Origin of the sequence: Shewanella intestini (assembly GCF_018221465.1) — a bacterium.
GTDB lineage: Bacteria > Pseudomonadota > Gammaproteobacteria > Enterobacterales > Shewanellaceae > Shewanella > Shewanella intestini.
The window spans coordinates 199,407-215,467 of the sequence record NZ_JAAIKR010000004.1; the positions used below are offsets into that span (position 1 = coordinate 199,407).

A 16,061-nucleotide genomic window follows, 5' to 3' on the forward strand; every position below is an offset into this window, starting at 1 on the left:
TGAACCGATCACTTTTATTATGAAGCCAGCATGAAAATGCTGGCTTTTTTGTTAAAAATTTACCTTATTTCAGTGGGTGTCAGTTAGGGATTTCTGGTATATTCATCGGTTTAATGTAACTTATGTTTTTTGGTAGTACTTATGACAGCATTTAACGCCACACTAAAAGATGAAAATGCGACAGTTGCTTTAGGTCAACAATTTGCTCAAGCAATAAAACCGCCTTTAGTTGTGTATTTAAATGGTGATTTAGGTGCAGGTAAAACCACGCTTAGTCGTGGAATTATTCAACATTTAGGCCATATAGGCGCGGTAAAAAGTCCAACTTATGCATTAGTTGAACCTTACGAAATAAATAATGTAGATATTTTTCATTTTGATTTATATCGGGTTGCAGATCCTGAAGAACTTGAATATATGGGGATCCGTGATTATTTTACCGATAACAGCATTTGTTTGGTTGAATGGCCTGAAAATGGTAATGGATTAATTCCAGCAGCAGATGTACAAATTAATATTCGTTATCAGGATGAGCAAAGACAGATAACGATTGAAGCACACTCTGATATTGGGCAAACTTTAGTCAATAAATTAAAATAATAATAATGATAATGAATCGAAGATTTTTTCTACTGGCCTCTTTATATGCGCTACTTAATCCTAAGCAGGCATTTGCTGCAAATAAATTAGATAGTGTTCGCATTTGGGCTGCGCCAGAGTCAACCCGAGTTGTTTTTGATTTATCTAATTCACCTGACTACAGCTATTTTACCCTAACCGGCCCTCAACGTTTGGTTGTGGACATTAAAGGGGCTGGGTCAAAAGTTGACTTAGGTAATATCACTAATAATAGTAAGCTAATCAAAAAGGTCAGATTCAGTAAACCTCCCCAAAAAGGAACTTTACGTGTCGTACTTGACCTGGTAAAACCGGTGAAAGCTAACTTATTTACCTTAGCCCCTACCGCACCTTACGGTAATCGCTTAGTGGTTGATTTAAATGATTCAGCTACAGCGTTACCTAAAGCCAAAACAGTGCGAAAATCTGCTAATCATGCTGAACGTGATATCGTTATTGCCATTGATGCTGGTCACGGTGGTGAAGATCCTGGTTCCATTGGCCCATCAGGTATTTATGAGAAAAAAATTACTCTGGCGATAGCAAAACGCCTTGAGCGATTAATTAATCAGACTAATGGCATGCAAGCCGTTATGACGAGAACGGGTGATTATTTCGTTAATTTGAATAAACGCTCAGAATTAGCGCGGGTTAACAAAGCTGATTTACTCATATCAATCCACGCCGATGCTTTTACATCTCCGCAGCCTCGCGGCGCATCGGTTTGGGTGTTGTCCATGCGACGAGCCAATACTGAGATTGGTCGCTGGTTAGAGAAGCGTGAAAAACACTCTGAGTTATTGGGCGGCGCGGGTGAGATTATTCAAAATACCAATAGTGAACAATATTTAGCTATGACATTGCTTGATATGTCGATGAACAGTTCAATGGCTATTAGCCACTCAATTGCTGATGATATTTTAAAAGACTTAGATCAAATTACCCATTTACATAAAAAGAAACCTGAGTCGGCTTCTTTTGCGGTATTAAAATCTCCCGATATCCCTTCCTTGTTGGTTGAAACTGGCTTTATTTCTAACCCAAGAGAAGAACGAGAATTGTCAAATGGCAATCACCAAGAAAAAGTGGCTAAAGCAATACATCATGGCGTTTTACGGTATTTTGAGTCGAACCCACCTTCAGGCACTCTGCTGGCTAAAAACAGTAATATAAAGCATACCGTTAAACGAGGTGAGTCATTGTCGGTGATAGCCAAACGATATCAAGTCAGTGTCAGTAGCATTAAAAATGCCAACAACCTTAAGTCTAATATGCTTAAAATTAACCAAAAACTGGTTATTCCTAGGACATAATTCATGGCAATTGAACAACTACCTCCACAACTTGCTAATCAGATCGCCGCTGGTGAGGTTGTTGAGCGCCCAGCATCTGTGGTGAAAGAGTTAGTTGAGAACAGTCTTGATGCTGGTGCCACCAAAATTGAAATCGATATTGAAAAAGGTGGCAGTAAACTCATTCGTATTAGAGATAACGGCTCAGGTATTGCCAAAGAAGAACTGACGTTAGCGCTTTCACGCCATGCAACCTCTAAAGTTCATTCTCTAGATGATCTTGAAGCCATTTTAAGTTTTGGATTTAGAGGTGAGGCTTTAGCCAGCGTAAGTTCGGTTTCCCGTTTAACATTAACTTCGCGCACCGAGAAACAATCAGAAGCATGGCAAGCTTTTGCTGAAGGTTCGCAAATGGCGGTAAAAATTGTACCAGCAGCGCACCCTCAAGGTTCAACGATTGAAGTGGCTGATATCTTTTTTAATACCCCAGCTAGAAGACGTTTTCTTAAAAGTGATAAAACTGAGTTTACACACATTGATGAGTGGTTAAAACGCATTGCGCTTGCACGTACTGAAATTCAATTTGTTCTCAGTCATAACGGTAAGGTGGTTAGAAAATATCGTGCAGCAAACACGGAAATACAGCTACAACAACGTATCGCGCAAGTTTGTGGAAAAAGCTTTGCTGAGCAGGCGTTAACAGTTGCTTGTGAACATGACGGGTTAAGCTTAAGTGGTTATATTCAATCACCGAATGACCCTGTTCAAACTGACACACACTATTTTTATGTTAATGGTCGTTTAGTTCGAGATAGGTTAGTTAACCATGCGGTTAAACAAGCATTTAATGAATTTGGTTATCAGTTAACACCTAATTTTGTGCTCAAATTGGATTTAGACCCACACCAAGTTGATGTCAATGTTCATCCTGCAAAGCATGAGGTGAGATTTCATCAAGCACGTTACATACATGACTATATATTACAGGCATTGCAATCGGTATTGGCGCAAATAACGCAACCTAGCGTATTAGCCGTTGATGACGGTATCGATGTCAGTGCAGAGCAATACCAGGTCAATGCGTCTTCATATTCAGATCAAGTTAACGATGATAAATTGGGTTTATCATCTCATCAAGCTCTTTTAGAACAGGGAAATTCTGAAACGGTAAGTAAAGCCAACTCAGACGAAATTAAACCAATCGATCGCGCTACTTTAGGGCCATTTAACAGCCATAGTCCGTTCGGTCGTATGCATATCCCAAGTAAGCAAGGTGGAATACAGACGAGCCATTTTGTAACAGGACAAACGTGTATCCCCCAATCTGGTTTCAGTGACTCTGCAGGTAAGAACACGACGAATTTAGCTGAGGTTAATAACACAAATGGTGCACATAATAACCGTCAACCTGGTCAAACTATTGCTAATGTGACTCCACAAGCGGTGCAAAGCTATGCCAACTTACTGTCGACACCTGATTATGTCGCCGAGTCAGATGGACAAGGTGATATACCTACCAAACCGCCATTGTTAGATGGGCAGTACTGGGTTATTACTTTTCAAGCACAATTGCTGTTGTTAGATATAAAATCAGTAAACCAGTTTATCGTGAAACAACAAATTTTGGCCAAATTGCCTACCGGACTTGTTAGCCAGCCTTTATTAATGCCTACATCGGTCGCTGCTGATCCAGATTGGGCTGCTATTATCAGTCAAAGGGATAATTTACTGCGTAAACTTGGAATTGAAGTGACTATTCGCTATCAACAGTTGATAATTAAAAAAGTGCCCCCATATCTTCGTAATGCGCAGTTAGCTTCTGTTATTCCTGATTTTATTCAATGGATCACGATAGAAGAGCCCACTGATAGTGCATTAGCGCAATGGTTGGTTGAACACAACTGCCAATCATTGACTGATGAGGAAATAATGTGGCAGCAATATTGTTTACTTGATGCTGCTTCACAAGCGTTTATTTTGCAACAAGCTAACTCACTACCTTGGCAACAATGGATAAAAGAGCAAAATTGTGACGACCAACATTAAACCTAAAGTGATTTTCTTAATGGGTCCCACCGCGTCGGGTAAAACAGCGTTGGCCATTGAGATGGCCACCAAGCATAACTGTGAAATTATTTCTGTTGATTCAGCATTAATATATAAAGGCATGGATATAGGCTCTGCCAAACCTTCTAAACAAGAGCTTGCGCTTGCACCGCATGCTCTAATTAATATCCTAGACCCAAGCGAAAGTTATTCTGCCGCTGACTTCAGAGCTGATGCGTTAAAAGAAATTGAGCGCATTGTCGCTAAAGGGAAAACCCCATTGTTGGTGGGAGGGACTATGATGTATTTCAAGGCGTTACTTGAAGGTCTTTCACCACTACCCAGTGCCGATGAAACAATTAGAAATAACATACTCTCGCAAGCTGAAGAGTTAGGGTGGGACGTTTTACACCAACAGCTATGTGAGATAGATCCTGTTGCGGGTGAAAGAATTCATCCAAATGATCCACAAAGGCTTTCAAGAGCGCTGGAAGTCTATAGAATTACAGGTAAAACACTGACCGAGCTGTCTAAAACCAAATCGCCAGCGTTACCGTATGATGTCGTGCAGTTTGCAATTGCACCTACAGACCGAAAAGTATTACATGAGTTAATCGCAAAACGATTTGACATCATGCTAGAGCAGGGCTTTGTGGCCGAGGTTGAGCAATTAAAAGCCCGCGGCGACTTACATATTGATATGCCCTCTATCAGATGTGTAGGGTATAGACAATGTTGGCAGTACCTAGACGGAGACTTCGACTATAAGACTATGGTCGATAAAGGCACTGCTGCTACTAGGCAATTGGCTAAACGTCAATTAACATGGTTAAGAAGCTGGCCAGAATTGCACTGGTTAGAAAGTGGCGCTAAAAGCAATTTAATTACACTTATGCAACAAACGCACTAGCATATTAGTGTGCGCTGTATAATACTAAAACTAAACAATAAAACATAAATTGATAATTTTATAAGAAGGATATTACAAATGGCTAAGGGGCAATCTTTACAAGACCCATTTTTGAACGCTTTGCGTCGTGAACGAGTACCGGTTTCAATCTATTTAGTGAACGGTATTAAGTTACAAGGGCAAGTTGAGTCATTTGACCAGTTTGTCATTTTGTTGAAAAACACCGTAAGCCAAATGGTTTACAAACATGCTATTTCAACCGTTGTTCCCGCTCGTCCATTCAATGTATCTAGCCACCAATCAACTGGTGAAGATGCAGGTAGTGCAGAATAATATTAAAAGGATAATGCTTTTTGTTTGATCGTTATGAAGCGGGTGAGACAGCCGTTCTTGTTCATATCGACTTCTCAGACGAAGAACGTCGTGAAGACTTAATTGAATTACAGTTGTTAGTTGAATCTGCTGGTGCGCGCTCAGTGGGTGTTGTTACTGGTAGTCGACGTTCTCCTGACCGAAAGTTTTTTATTGGTTCAGGTAAAACTGAAGAGTTGGCGGCAATGGTCGCTGCAACAGAAGCAAATGTGGTGATTTTTAATCATGCATTGAGCCCTGCTCAAGAGCGTAATCTTGAAGCGGTTTGCCAGTGTAGGGTGTTAGATAGAACCACACTCATCCTCGATATTTTTGCTCAACGAGCTCGGACACATGAAGGTAAGTTACAAGTGGAGCTAGCGCAATTGCGCCACATGTCAACACGCCTAATTCGTGGCTGGACTCACCTTGAGCGCCAAAAAGGTGGTATCGGAATGCGTGGCCCTGGGGAAACCCAGCTTGAAACAGATAGACGATTATTGCGTGGCCGCATTAAAAACATTAACCGACGCCTTGAAAAAGTTGATAAACAGCGTGAACAAAGTCGCCGTTCTCGCAAACGCAGTGAATTAGCAACGGTTTCACTCGTTGGGTATACCAACGCAGGGAAATCGACTTTGTTTAATGCACTGACCACGTCTGAAGTTTATGCTGCTGATCAGCTTTTTGCGACGCTAGATCCAACACTACGTAAGTTATCATTGCCAGATGGCGAGGTCATTCTTGCTGATACCGTTGGGTTTATCCGTCATTTACCTCATGATTTAGTTGCTGCGTTTAAAGCAACCTTGCAAGAAACTCAACAAGCTGAAATCCTGTTGCACATTGTTGACTGTGCTGATGACAATATGGCGGATAATTTTGATCAAGTGCAAGCTGTACTCGATGAAATTGGCGCTGGGGAGATAACCCAACTTGTTGTATGTAACAAAATTGATTTGTTAGAGGATTTTTCTCCTAGAGTCGATTATAACGAACAAGGCCAACCTGAACGAGTTTGGGTATCTGCTCATCAACGTTCTGGCTTTGAACTGTTATTGCAAGCTATTACCGATTTAATTGGTAAAGAGATCCATGAGTTAAGTTTGAAAATCCCTGCAACTGCGGGGCATTATCTTGGCCTGTTTTACCGTCTAGATGCAATACAGCAGAAAGAGTACGACGATCTGGGGAACTGTATAATAACTGTGAGAGTAGAGGATGGCGATTGGCGTCGTCTAATCAAGCAGAGCGAAGGCGAATTAGAGACTTTTGTCATTGAGTCAGTCAATACAGAAGTCACCTGTTAAACTCATTTTTTCATCCGATTTGGAGTGCTAGATGGCTTGGAATGAGCCCGGTAACAAGGGAGATAAAGACCCTTGGGGAAATAAAAGTGGTAACGATAAGGGACCACCGGATCTTGACGAAGTATTTCGTAATTTTTCAAAACGCTTTGGTGGTAAAGGAGGCAAATCGTCTTCTGGTCAACCATTTAACATGATGACCCTTGGTGTCATTGCAGTCATTGCAATTGTCGTATGGGCGTTGTCTGGTTTATATACCATTAAAGAAGCAGAAAAAGGTGTTCACCTTCGTTTTGGTCAATATATTGATCAAGTCGGCCCTGGTCTGCATTGGAAAGCAACATTCATTGATGAAGTATACCCCGTCGATGTTGAAACGTATCGTTCGCTCCCAGCATCAGGCAGCATGCTGACTTCTGATGAGAACGTCGTTAAAGTTGAACTAGTTGTGCAATATAGTGTTGCTGACGCTTACGAATACCTGTTCAGTGCCGTTGATGCTAATGCCAGTTTGCGTGAAGCAACAGACAGTGCGCTGCGTTATGTTATTGGCCATAACAACATGGACGATATCTTAACAACAGGTCGTGACGGTATTCGCCGCGACACATGGAGTGAACTAGAACGTATTCTTGCCCCTTATAAATTAGGTCTTGAAATCCGTGATGTTAACTTCTTGCCAGCTCGTCCGCCTGAAGAAGTTAAGGATGCATTTGATGATGCTATCTCTGCTCAAGAAGATGAGCAAAGATTTATTCGTGAAGCTGAAGCATATGCGCGTGAGATTGCACCTAAAGCACGTGGTGAAGTAGAGCGTATGTCGCAACAAGCAGCAGCATACGAACAACGCGTGATTTTAGAAGCGCAAGGTAAAGTGGCTCGTTTTGAGAAATTGCTACCAGAATACACAGCGGCGCCTGAAGTTACACGTAAGCGTTTGTATCTTGAGTCTATGCAAGGTGTGATGGCTGATACCAACAAAGTCCTTATTGATACTAAGAACAACGGTAATTTGATGTATTTGCCACTTGATAAATTAATGGATAAATCTAAAGGTGGTGAAGTTAAGCAACCATCTGAAGTACAACACATTAATTCAAGTTCAAACTCTAACAGCACTACGCAATCGTATCCAACACAACCACAAAGTGGTCGTGTGTCGCGTGAAGAACGTGCTCGTCAAGGGAGAGGATAATCATGGGTAGAATTGGATTAATTGTTTTAGTTGTTATCTTAGGCGTTGGTTATTCATCGTTGATGGTTGTACATGAAGGTGAACGTGCCATTGTTTCACGCTTTGGTAAAGTTGCTAAAGATGTGGTTGATGGTCAAGAAATTACGCGTGTTTTCGCGCCAGGTTTACACTTTAAGTTGCCTGTCATTGATAAACCTCGTTACCTTGATGCACGTATTCAAACCCTTGATGGTGCAGCTGACCGCTTTGTTACCTCAGAGAAGAAAGATTTGATGGTCGATTCATACGTTAAATGGCGTATTAAAGACTTTGAGAAATATTATTTATCTACAAATGGTGGTGTTAAGGCTAATGCTGAAATGCTATTACAAGCGAAAATCAATAACGACCTTCGAACTGAATTTGGACGCAGAACAATTAAAGAAATTGTTTCTGGTAAACGTGATGAATTACAGATAGATGCACTCTCTAATGCCTCTGAAAGTGCTGAAAACTTAGGTATTGAAGTTGTTGATGTGCGAGTAAAGCAAATTAACTTACCGGCAAACGTGAGTACTAGTATTTATCAACGTATGCGTGCAGAACGTCAAGCTGTTGCTCGTGAACATCGTGCTCAAGGTAAAGAGCAGGCCGAGATTATTCGTGCAAAAATTGATGCAAACGTAACGGTTCAAATTGCTGAAGCTAAACGCAAAGCGCTGACGGTTCGTGGTGAAGGTGATGCAAAATCAGCTAAGATTTATGCAGATGCATTTTCTAAAGATGCTGAGTTTTATGGTTTTCTTCGTAGTCTAGAAGCGTACAAAGAAAGCTTTAAAGGCAGCGGTGACATCATGGTACTTGAGCCAGACAGTGACTTCTTTAAGTATATGAAGTCAATGGATGGAACCAAATAAGGTTATCGACATAAAAAGCCCGGTTGTTACCGGGCTTTTTTTTGGATTTTTTTTGCCGTATTTAGCCGTTTACCAAAAGAGATTGTTTGAAATAAATTCAGTTTTACTTATAAATACACCTCAATCTACATTAGAGATGAGTGTATTAGTATAAAAGCCATATATATCTACTATTTATGTTAATCGTTTTGTTGTGTTTATTGCTTGTGCGTCCATGGTTGTGGTTGAATTGTAAGCTAAATGATAAAAAACAGGCGATATCCGTAACTTAGTTGTGTGTTTTTACTATGATCTGCTTCTAATTTTTCGTTATAATGAGCCCCGCCTCAAACTATGATTTTAACAAGTAGAGGTTCTAATTGTTAAAAACATCGAAATATAAAAATTCCAACACTCTTTGGGAGATAAGTGGATGAGCAATGCGCCAGTCGATACCGGACGTCGCAGATTCTTGACAGCCGCTACCGCCGTTGTAGGTGGAGCAGGTGCTGCAGCAGTTGCAGTACCTTTTATTAAGTCATGGAATCCGAGCGCCAAAGCAAAAGCTGCAGGAGCACCGGTAGAAGTAAATATTAATAAAGTGGAACCCGGTCAATTAATTCGCGTTGAATGGCGCGGAAAACCGGTTTGGGTTGTACGTCGTACTGAAACCGTTCTTAACGAACTAGAAAAATTAGACGGTCAATTACGCGACCCCGCGTCACAAGAAGAACAACAGCCTGATTATGCTAAAAATCCAGCTCGTTCAATTAAACCTGAGTTCTTTATTGCCGTTGGCATTTGTACTCATTTAGGTTGCTCTCCAACTTATTTACCTGATTCATTTGGTGAGCAGGTTGAAGGGGTTACTGCTGGTTTCTTTTGTCCATGTCATGGCTCTAAGTTTGATATGGCAGGAAGAGTATTCCAAGGTGTACCTGCACCACTAAATTTAGTCATCCCACCGCATCAATACCTTGATGATAATACCGTGCTTATCGGTGTCGATAAGGGAGAAGCGTAATGGTTAAGAATATTGTCGATTGGATTGATGCTCGTATCCCAATGACGGCGACTTATAATCGTCATGTTGGTCAGTATGCGACGCCTAAAAACTTTAACTTTTGGTACTTTTTCGGTTCACTTGCACTACTTGTTTTAGTGAATCAACTGTTAACCGGTATTTGGTTAACGATGAACTATGTACCAACAGCAGAGGGCGCGTTTGCATCTGTTGAATATATAATGCGTGATGTTGAATATGGCTGGTTGCTGCGTTACATGCACTCGACCGGAGCCTCGGCATTTTTCGTGGTGATATACCTGCATATGTTTCGTGGGCTTATTTACGGTTCGTATCAAAAACCAAGAGAGTTGCTTTGGTTATTCGGGATGCTTATCTTCCTAGTCTTAATGGCTGAAGCTTTCATGGGGTATTTATTACCATGGGGCCAAATGTCGTATTGGGGCGCGCAAGTTATTATCTCACTGTTTGGTGCAATTCCGATTATTGGGGATGATTTAACACTGTGGATCCGTGGTGATTATGTTGTATCAGGCGCGACCTTAAACCGCTTCTTTGCTTTGCATGTTATTGCTTTACCTTTAGTGCTAGTCGTGTTGGTTTTCCTTCACTTAATTGCATTACATGAAGTGGGGTCTAACAACCCAGACGGTGTTGAAATTAAACAAAATAAAGATGAAAACGGTTGGCCTGTTGATGGTATTCCATTCCATCCTTATTACACCGTTAAAGATATTATGGGCGTAGCCGGTTTCTTGATTGTCTTCTGTTATGTATTGTTCTTTATGCCAGAAGGTGGTGGTTACTTCTTAGAAAAACCAAACTTTGAAGCTGCTAACCCAATGAAAACACCAGAACATATTGCGCCTGTTTGGTATTTCACACCGTTCTATGCAATTTTACGTGCGATTCCTGACAAGCTCTTAGGCGTTGTCGGAATGGGCTTAGCTATTGGTGTATTGTTTGTATTGCCTTGGTTAGACCGTTGTCGCGTTAAGTCAATCAGATATCGTGGTTTAATCCATAAGATTAACATTGCGCAGTTTACTGTTTCATTCCTTGTATTAGGTTATTTAGGTGCGGTTCCTGCAACACCTGAATTAACAGTTGCTGCACGTATTTTCACTTTCACTTATTTTGCTTTCTTCGTTGCGCTGTGGGTTTACAGTAAAAATGAGAAAACCAAACCAGTGCCAACAAGGGTGACTCACTAATGAAAAAGTTATTAATTGCATTAGTTACATTGTTACCGTCCCTTGCTATTGCAGCAGGTGGAGGCAATGTAAATTTAGAAAGTGCCAATATCGATTTAAAAGATAATGCTTCTTTAGAGCGTGGATTAGGTCTATTTCAACAATATTGTGCAGGTTGTCATAGCACGCAGTATCAACGCTATGGTCGTGTGGCTGAAGACCTTGGTATTTCGGTTGAAGACATGCGCAGCAAGTACATGCCTGCTGATACCAAAATTGGTGCGTTAATGGAAAGTGCAATACCTGATGCTAATGCGGCTAAATGGTTCGGTGCGATGCCACCTGACTTAACATTAGTGGCTCGTGTGCGCGGTGAAGACTGGGTCTATTCATACCTTAAAGGCTTTTATGCTGATTCTTCGCGTCCATTTGGCGTCAATAATACTGTATTTCCGCTAGTCGGTATGCCTCATGTACTGCAAGATTTACAAGGACTTGCAGTGCAACAAGACGATGGTTCATTAGTCGCAACCGGTGGACTGATGAATGAACAAGAGTATGACCAAGCAGTAAGAGATATTACGGGGTTCCTCGTCTACTCAGCTGATCCTGTGAAGCTTGAGCGTGAAGCCTTAGGTTTTTGGGTGCTTGGATTCTTGTTTATTTTCTTCGTAATTGCATATTTCTTGAAGAAAGAATACTGGAAAGATGTACACTAGCCTTACTTAACAGGTAGAATACACTATCCGCATACTATAAACGGGGGGCTTTGCCCCTCGTTTGTTTTGTTTTTTACTTAGATTCTGGAGGGTATCAATGGCTGTTGCTGCCAACAAACGCTCTATCATGACACTTTTTTCTGGTGCCGATGATTTATATAGCCACCAAGTACGTATCGTCTTGGCTGAAAAGGGGGTAACTGTTGATGTTTTACAAGTTGACCCAAGTGAGATGCCTGAAGATTTACTAGAAGTAAATCCATACAACTCAGTACCAACTTTAGTTGATCGTGAGTTAGTACTTTATGAGTCTCGTATCATTATGGAATATTTGGATGAGCGTTTCCCGCATCCTCCATTAATGCCAGTATATCCAGTTTCTCGTGGTCAAAGCCGCTTGATGATGCATCGCATTGATACCGATTGGTATGTACTTGTTGATCGTATTCGTAGTGGTGATCGTGTTGAAGAAGCGCGTAAAGAGTTAACAGAAAGCTTAGTTGCTTTAGCGCCTGTTTTTGCTGAAATGCCTTACTTTATGAGTGAAGAATTTGGCCTAGCAGACTGTTATTTAGGCCCGCTATTATGGCGTTTGCCTGAGCTTGGTATCAATTTAGATATTCGTACTTCTAAAGATATCAATGCATATATGACCCGTATTTTCGAACGTGAGTCATTTAAAGCATCATTAACAGAGGTTGAGCGCGAAATGCGCATGGGCATGTAATGAAGCCAATAACACCCAATCGTCCATATTTGTTGCGTGCGTATTATGAGTGGTTGATGGATAACCACTTGACGCCACATGTTGTCGTGGATGCATTTGTGCCAGGAACTGAAGTGCCTCAGCAGTTTGTTAAAGACGGACAAATTGTATTGAATATCGCTTCAGGTGCTGTCGGCAATTTGCAAATGACCAACGACGCGGTTGAATTCAACGCGCGTTTTGGTGGTGTGCCTCAACAAGTTTATTTGCCGTTGGCGTCTATTGTGGCAATTTATGCTCGTGAAAACGGTGCTGGTACAGTATTTGATGCCGACGATGCTTATGATGTTGAAGCAGAAGGTGAGCATCTTTCTTCTGTATCAACTGCGCCGATTAAGTCACCGATGAAAGACGTGTCTAAATCAGAGTTATCTGAAACTGCAGGCACACAATCAACGGATGAAAAACCAAAGCGCAAAAGTCATTTAACGCTCGTTAAATAAATGCTTAAGCAATTTTGAAAACCAGTCTTTTGGCTGGTTTTTTTATGACTAAAATTAATATTTTGGAAAGAACATGTTGCTGGTGATTGATAATTATGACTCGTTTACCTTTAATTTAGTGCAGTATTTTCAAACATTAAATCAACACGTATTGGTTAAGCGTAATGACGAAATTTCAATTGCTGAAATTGAAGCGCTTGCGCCTAGTCATATCGTGATTTCCCCAGGGCCATGTACACCTAATGAGGCAGGTATCTCTCTTACCGTGATTAACCATTTTGCTGGAAAGCTGCCAATCTTAGGTGTGTGTTTAGGTCACCAAGCTATTGGACAAGTGTTCGGAGCGAATGTGGTACGAGCAAAGCGAGTCATGCACGGTAAAACCAGCTTAATTAACCATACGGGTAAAGGCTTATTTAGCGAATTGAATAACCCTTTAAGAGTGACAAGATACCACTCGTTATTGTTAGAATCGTTGCCTACTGACTTTGTATTAGATGCATGGTTTGATGACGAAACACATGGCCAAGAAATCATGGCGATGCATCATAAAACATTACCTATTTTCAGCGTTCAATTTCATCCTGAATCTATTTTAACCGAGCAAGGTCATGAGTTACTTAAACACTTCATACAAATGACACCTGCCATTTAAGTACGACTTATCAATAACAGTGTTTACTCTGTTACAACTTAGACTCGATTTGGGACAGAAACCTAAACAAACTTATGCTATAAAGTTGGTTTAAAATAATAATAGGCTTACTAAAGGGACATTTCATGAAAAGACTTGTGCGTAATTTTGCGATAAGCGCATTATCACTAGCCGTAGTGACTGGCTGCGCTGCAACAAATAACACATCTTCAACTACAGCTAAAATTACCGCACCGTCGATTCAAGTGCCATTAGCTCAACCACCTAAAGCACAGCAAAAGCTTACCTTAAATCAAATAATGGCGAATCCTGATTGGATGGGGGTGTTAGCTAAAGGTGCTTATTGGGCTGATGATAATCAGTCTATTTATTTTGCCCGTCAAGCACATCAAGCTCCGGTCACTGATTTTTATAATTTATCTATTTCAGGTGACGATGAAGCAAAAAAAATTGCCTTAAACCAACTGCATTTAGCGGATCAAAAGCAAGGTCAACTGAGTACGGACGGTACTAAAAAAGCGTATTTATATCAGGGTAACGTGTTTGTAAAAACTTTAGCCAGCGGTGATATCAAGCAGATAACCAAATTGAATACACCAATCAATGAGATTAAATATTTATCGAATGGTGATATCGCTTATTGGATGAAAAATAGTATTTTTCGTATCCATCAAGACAGTGGCCTTGTAGAGCAAATTGCGGATATCAAAATGGCAAATGCACCAAAAGGTGTGGTTGAGCCGTCTGGCTATATTGCTAAGCAACAACACCGCTTAATCAATTTCGTGTCAATGCAGCACGATAACGCAAAAGCCAAGCAAGATTATAAGAAATCTGTTGCAGAACAAGATCCAAGCTTCGCTTCTAAAACGTGGTACTTAGGCGACAATGAAGCGGTTGCTGACATGAGCTTGTCTGCTGATGGTCGCTATGTATTTGTTGCGTTAGTTGATAAAAATTATAGCTGGCGTAGTGATAAAGATATTATGCCTAACTATTTGGCTCAAGATGGATATATTGATGCTGTTCCTGCACGGGCACGTGTCGCTGAGGATAACTATCCGGGCCAACGCTTTGTCTTACTTGATTTAGTTAACCATGATAAAAAAGAGATAACGATTGAAGGACTTGATGGTTACGACGAAGATGTTTTTGCGCAAGTAAAAGCTGAAAATGCAGCGGCCAAAGGTGAAACCTACAACAGTAAAAAGCAGCCACGTAAACTGCGCTTGTTGCAAGATTGGACTTGGAGTCAAAGTGCGATGCAATGGCATGGCGCTGACGACAGTTTATTAGTGATGGTTGAAGGTGTTGATAATAAAGATCGCTGGATTGCTCAAGTTAATTTAGATAAAGGCACGCTAACGACTAAGCACCGTTTGCACGATACGGCATGGGTTAACTATACCTTCAACCAATTTGGTTGGTTAGGACAGTCAAAAGACTTCTATTACCTTTCTGAAGAATCTGGTTATTCACAACTTTACCTGCAACAAGAAGGTGGCAAAGTAACCCAACTAACTCAAGGTAAATATGTTGTCGATGATGTCACGCCAACAAAAGATGGTAAATACATCTATTACCGCGCTAACGTTGACCACCCAGGTAGTTACAACGTATACCGAGTAAATACTCAAACGGGTAAAAATGAAAAGCTGACCGATTGGTTGGGGACGTTAGATTACCAATTGAGCCCTGATGAAACTAAATTGCTATTATCAGCTTCTTCATTGCTTAAGCCTGCTGAGTTATTCGTTCAGCCTATTGGTGGCTCAATGAAACAATTAACTCATTACACTAGCAAAGCATTTTCATCTTACCCTTGGCAAGCCCCGCAAGTGGTTGCAGTTCCATCAACTCATGGCGCTGAGGCTATCCATGCACGCGTATATCTGCCACAAGGTTACGATCCAAAATCAGCGGAAAAATACCCCGCGGTTGTGTTTAATCATGGTGCAGGCTACTTACAAAATGCGCATTATGGTTTCTCAGTGTATTTCCGTGAGTTTATGTTCCACAACCTGTTAACCCAGCAAGGTTATGTTGTTCTGGACATGGATTATCGTGGCTCTAAAGGGTATGGGCGTGATTGGCGCACCGCTATCTATCGTAATATGGGGCACCCAGAAGTTGAAGACTTAAAAGATGGCGTTGCGTGGATGGCTAAAAACGCACATGTTGATGCCAAACGCGTGGGTACTTATGGTGGTTCATATGGGGGATTTTTAACCTTTATGGCACTGTTTACTGAACCAGAGTTATTCCAAGCTGGCGCCGCATTAAGGCCTGTTACTGATTGGGCTCATTACAATGCACCTTATACGGCCAATATTCTTAATACTCCAGATATTGACCCAATTGCTTATGAACGTAGTTCGCCAATTGAACATGCTCAAGGTCTTGAAAAACCATTATTGATTATGAGCGGTGTATTGGACGATAATGTGTTTTTCCAAGACAGTGTGCGTATGGTTCAGCGTCTTATTGAGCTTGAAAAACCGATGTTTGAAACTGCAATTTACCCTGTTGAACCCCATGGTTTCAAACAACCTTCCAGTTGGTTAGATGAATACCGCAGAATTTATAACTTATTCGAACAAGAACTGAAATAACTTTTCAGTCCATGATCACTAAGGCTTCTTTTGGGAAGCCTTAGTGCTATATTGT

15 protein-coding genes are annotated in these 16,061 nt (G+C 41.0%); all 15 read left to right on the forward strand.

Annotated elements, in window-relative coordinates:
- Window positions 1-141 precede the first annotated feature (141 nt).
- Window positions 142-600: a tRNA (adenosine(37)-N6)-threonylcarbamoyltransferase complex ATPase subunit type 1 TsaE gene (gene tsaE, locus G3R48_RS06770; protein ID WP_153661661.1), complete on the forward strand. Its 459-nt coding sequence runs from the start codon at window positions 142-144 to the stop codon at window positions 598-600.
- Window positions 601-605: 5 nt separating this feature from the next.
- Window positions 606-1,931, forward strand: coding sequence for an N-acetylmuramoyl-L-alanine amidase (locus G3R48_RS06775; protein WP_153661659.1), 1,326 nt, complete (start codon window positions 606-608; stop codon window positions 1,929-1,931).
- A gap of 3 nt (window positions 1,932-1,934) precedes the next feature.
- The gene (gene mutL, locus G3R48_RS06780; protein WP_153661657.1) at window positions 1,935-3,956 is read left to right on the forward strand and encodes a DNA mismatch repair endonuclease MutL; all 2,022 of its coding nucleotides are present in this window, start codon (window positions 1,935-1,937) and stop codon (window positions 3,954-3,956) included.
- Complete coding sequence (gene miaA / locus G3R48_RS06785) at window positions 3,952-4,866, forward strand: tRNA (adenosine(37)-N6)-dimethylallyltransferase MiaA (RefSeq protein WP_380714122.1); 915 nt, start codon at window positions 3,952-3,954, stop codon at window positions 4,864-4,866. The genes mutL and miaA overlap by 5 nt, the downstream gene beginning before the upstream one ends.
- Before the next feature lie 78 nt (window positions 4,867-4,944).
- The gene (hfq, locus tag G3R48_RS06790; RefSeq protein WP_153661656.1) at window positions 4,945-5,199 is read left to right on the forward strand and encodes an RNA chaperone Hfq; all 255 of its coding nucleotides are present in this window, start codon (window positions 4,945-4,947) and stop codon (window positions 5,197-5,199) included.
- A gap of 20 nt (window positions 5,200-5,219) precedes the next feature.
- Window positions 5,220-6,527, forward strand: coding sequence for a ribosome rescue GTPase HflX (hflX, locus tag G3R48_RS06795; RefSeq protein ID WP_153661655.1), 1,308 nt, complete (start codon window positions 5,220-5,222; stop codon window positions 6,525-6,527).
- 31 nt (window positions 6,528-6,558) lie between these two features.
- On the forward strand, window positions 6,559-7,719 hold the full coding sequence (hflK, locus tag G3R48_RS06800; protein ID WP_153661652.1) for an FtsH protease activity modulator HflK: 1,161 nt from the start codon (window positions 6,559-6,561) through the stop codon (window positions 7,717-7,719).
- A gap of 2 nt (window positions 7,720-7,721) precedes the next feature.
- Window positions 7,722-8,615 carry a protease modulator HflC gene (hflC, locus tag G3R48_RS06805; RefSeq protein ID WP_153661650.1) on the forward strand — a complete coding sequence of 298 codons (894 nt, stop codon included), beginning with the start codon at window positions 7,722-7,724 and terminating at the stop codon, window positions 8,613-8,615.
- 412 nt (window positions 8,616-9,027) lie between these two features.
- Window positions 9,028-9,618, forward strand: a complete 591-nt coding sequence (petA, locus tag G3R48_RS06810; protein WP_153661649.1) for a ubiquinol-cytochrome c reductase iron-sulfur subunit — start codon at window positions 9,028-9,030, stop codon at window positions 9,616-9,618.
- Window positions 9,618-10,832, forward strand: coding sequence for a cytochrome b (locus G3R48_RS06815; RefSeq protein WP_153661647.1), 1,215 nt, complete (start codon window positions 9,618-9,620; stop codon window positions 10,830-10,832). The genes petA and G3R48_RS06815 overlap by 1 nt, the downstream gene beginning before the upstream one ends.
- The gene (locus G3R48_RS06820; RefSeq protein ID WP_153661645.1) at window positions 10,832-11,530 is read left to right on the forward strand and encodes a cytochrome c1; all 699 of its coding nucleotides are present in this window, start codon (window positions 10,832-10,834) and stop codon (window positions 11,528-11,530) included. Before G3R48_RS06815 ends, G3R48_RS06820 begins: the two co-directional genes overlap by 1 nt.
- A gap of 97 nt (window positions 11,531-11,627) precedes the next feature.
- On the forward strand, window positions 11,628-12,257 hold the full coding sequence (sspA, locus tag G3R48_RS06825) for a stringent starvation protein SspA (RefSeq protein ID WP_153661643.1): 630 nt from the start codon (window positions 11,628-11,630) through the stop codon (window positions 12,255-12,257).
- Window positions 12,257-12,739: a ClpXP protease specificity-enhancing factor gene (locus G3R48_RS06830; RefSeq protein ID WP_153661641.1), complete on the forward strand. Its 483-nt coding sequence runs from the start codon at window positions 12,257-12,259 to the stop codon at window positions 12,737-12,739. Before sspA ends, G3R48_RS06830 begins: the two co-directional genes overlap by 1 nt.
- Before the next feature lie 73 nt (window positions 12,740-12,812).
- Window positions 12,813-13,394, forward strand: a complete 582-nt coding sequence (locus tag G3R48_RS06835) for an anthranilate synthase component II (RefSeq protein WP_153661639.1) — start codon at window positions 12,813-12,815, stop codon at window positions 13,392-13,394.
- 125 nt (window positions 13,395-13,519) lie between these two features.
- On the forward strand, window positions 13,520-16,006 hold the full coding sequence (locus G3R48_RS06840) for a S9 family peptidase (RefSeq protein ID WP_153661637.1): 2,487 nt from the start codon (window positions 13,520-13,522) through the stop codon (window positions 16,004-16,006).
- Window positions 16,007-16,061 lie beyond the last annotated feature (55 nt).

Coding starts and splice junctions, on each gene's coding strand:
- tsaE (WP_153661661.1), top strand. CDS start 142: ATGACAGCATTTAACGCCACACTAAAAGATGAAAATGCGACAGTTGCT.
- G3R48_RS06775 (WP_153661659.1), top strand. CDS start 606: ATGATAATGAATCGAAGATTTTTTCTACTGGCCTCTTTATATGCGCTA.
- mutL (WP_153661657.1), top strand. CDS start 1,935: ATGGCAATTGAACAACTACCTCCACAACTTGCTAATCAGATCGCCGCT.
- hfq (WP_153661656.1), top strand. CDS start 4,945: ATGGCTAAGGGGCAATCTTTACAAGACCCATTTTTGAACGCTTTGCGT.
- hflK (WP_153661652.1), top strand. CDS start 6,559: ATGGCTTGGAATGAGCCCGGTAACAAGGGAGATAAAGACCCTTGGGGA.
- hflC (WP_153661650.1), top strand. CDS start 7,722: ATGGGTAGAATTGGATTAATTGTTTTAGTTGTTATCTTAGGCGTTGGT.
- petA (WP_153661649.1), top strand. CDS start 9,028: ATGAGCAATGCGCCAGTCGATACCGGACGTCGCAGATTCTTGACAGCC.
- G3R48_RS06815 (WP_153661647.1), top strand. CDS start 9,618: ATGGTTAAGAATATTGTCGATTGGATTGATGCTCGTATCCCAATGACG.
- G3R48_RS06820 (WP_153661645.1), top strand. CDS start 10,832: ATGAAAAAGTTATTAATTGCATTAGTTACATTGTTACCGTCCCTTGCT.
- sspA (WP_153661643.1), top strand. CDS start 11,628: ATGGCTGTTGCTGCCAACAAACGCTCTATCATGACACTTTTTTCTGGT.
- G3R48_RS06830 (WP_153661641.1), top strand. CDS start 12,257: ATGAAGCCAATAACACCCAATCGTCCATATTTGTTGCGTGCGTATTAT.
- G3R48_RS06835 (WP_153661639.1), top strand. CDS start 12,813: ATGTTGCTGGTGATTGATAATTATGACTCGTTTACCTTTAATTTAGTG.
- G3R48_RS06840 (WP_153661637.1), top strand. CDS start 13,520: ATGAAAAGACTTGTGCGTAATTTTGCGATAAGCGCATTATCACTAGCC.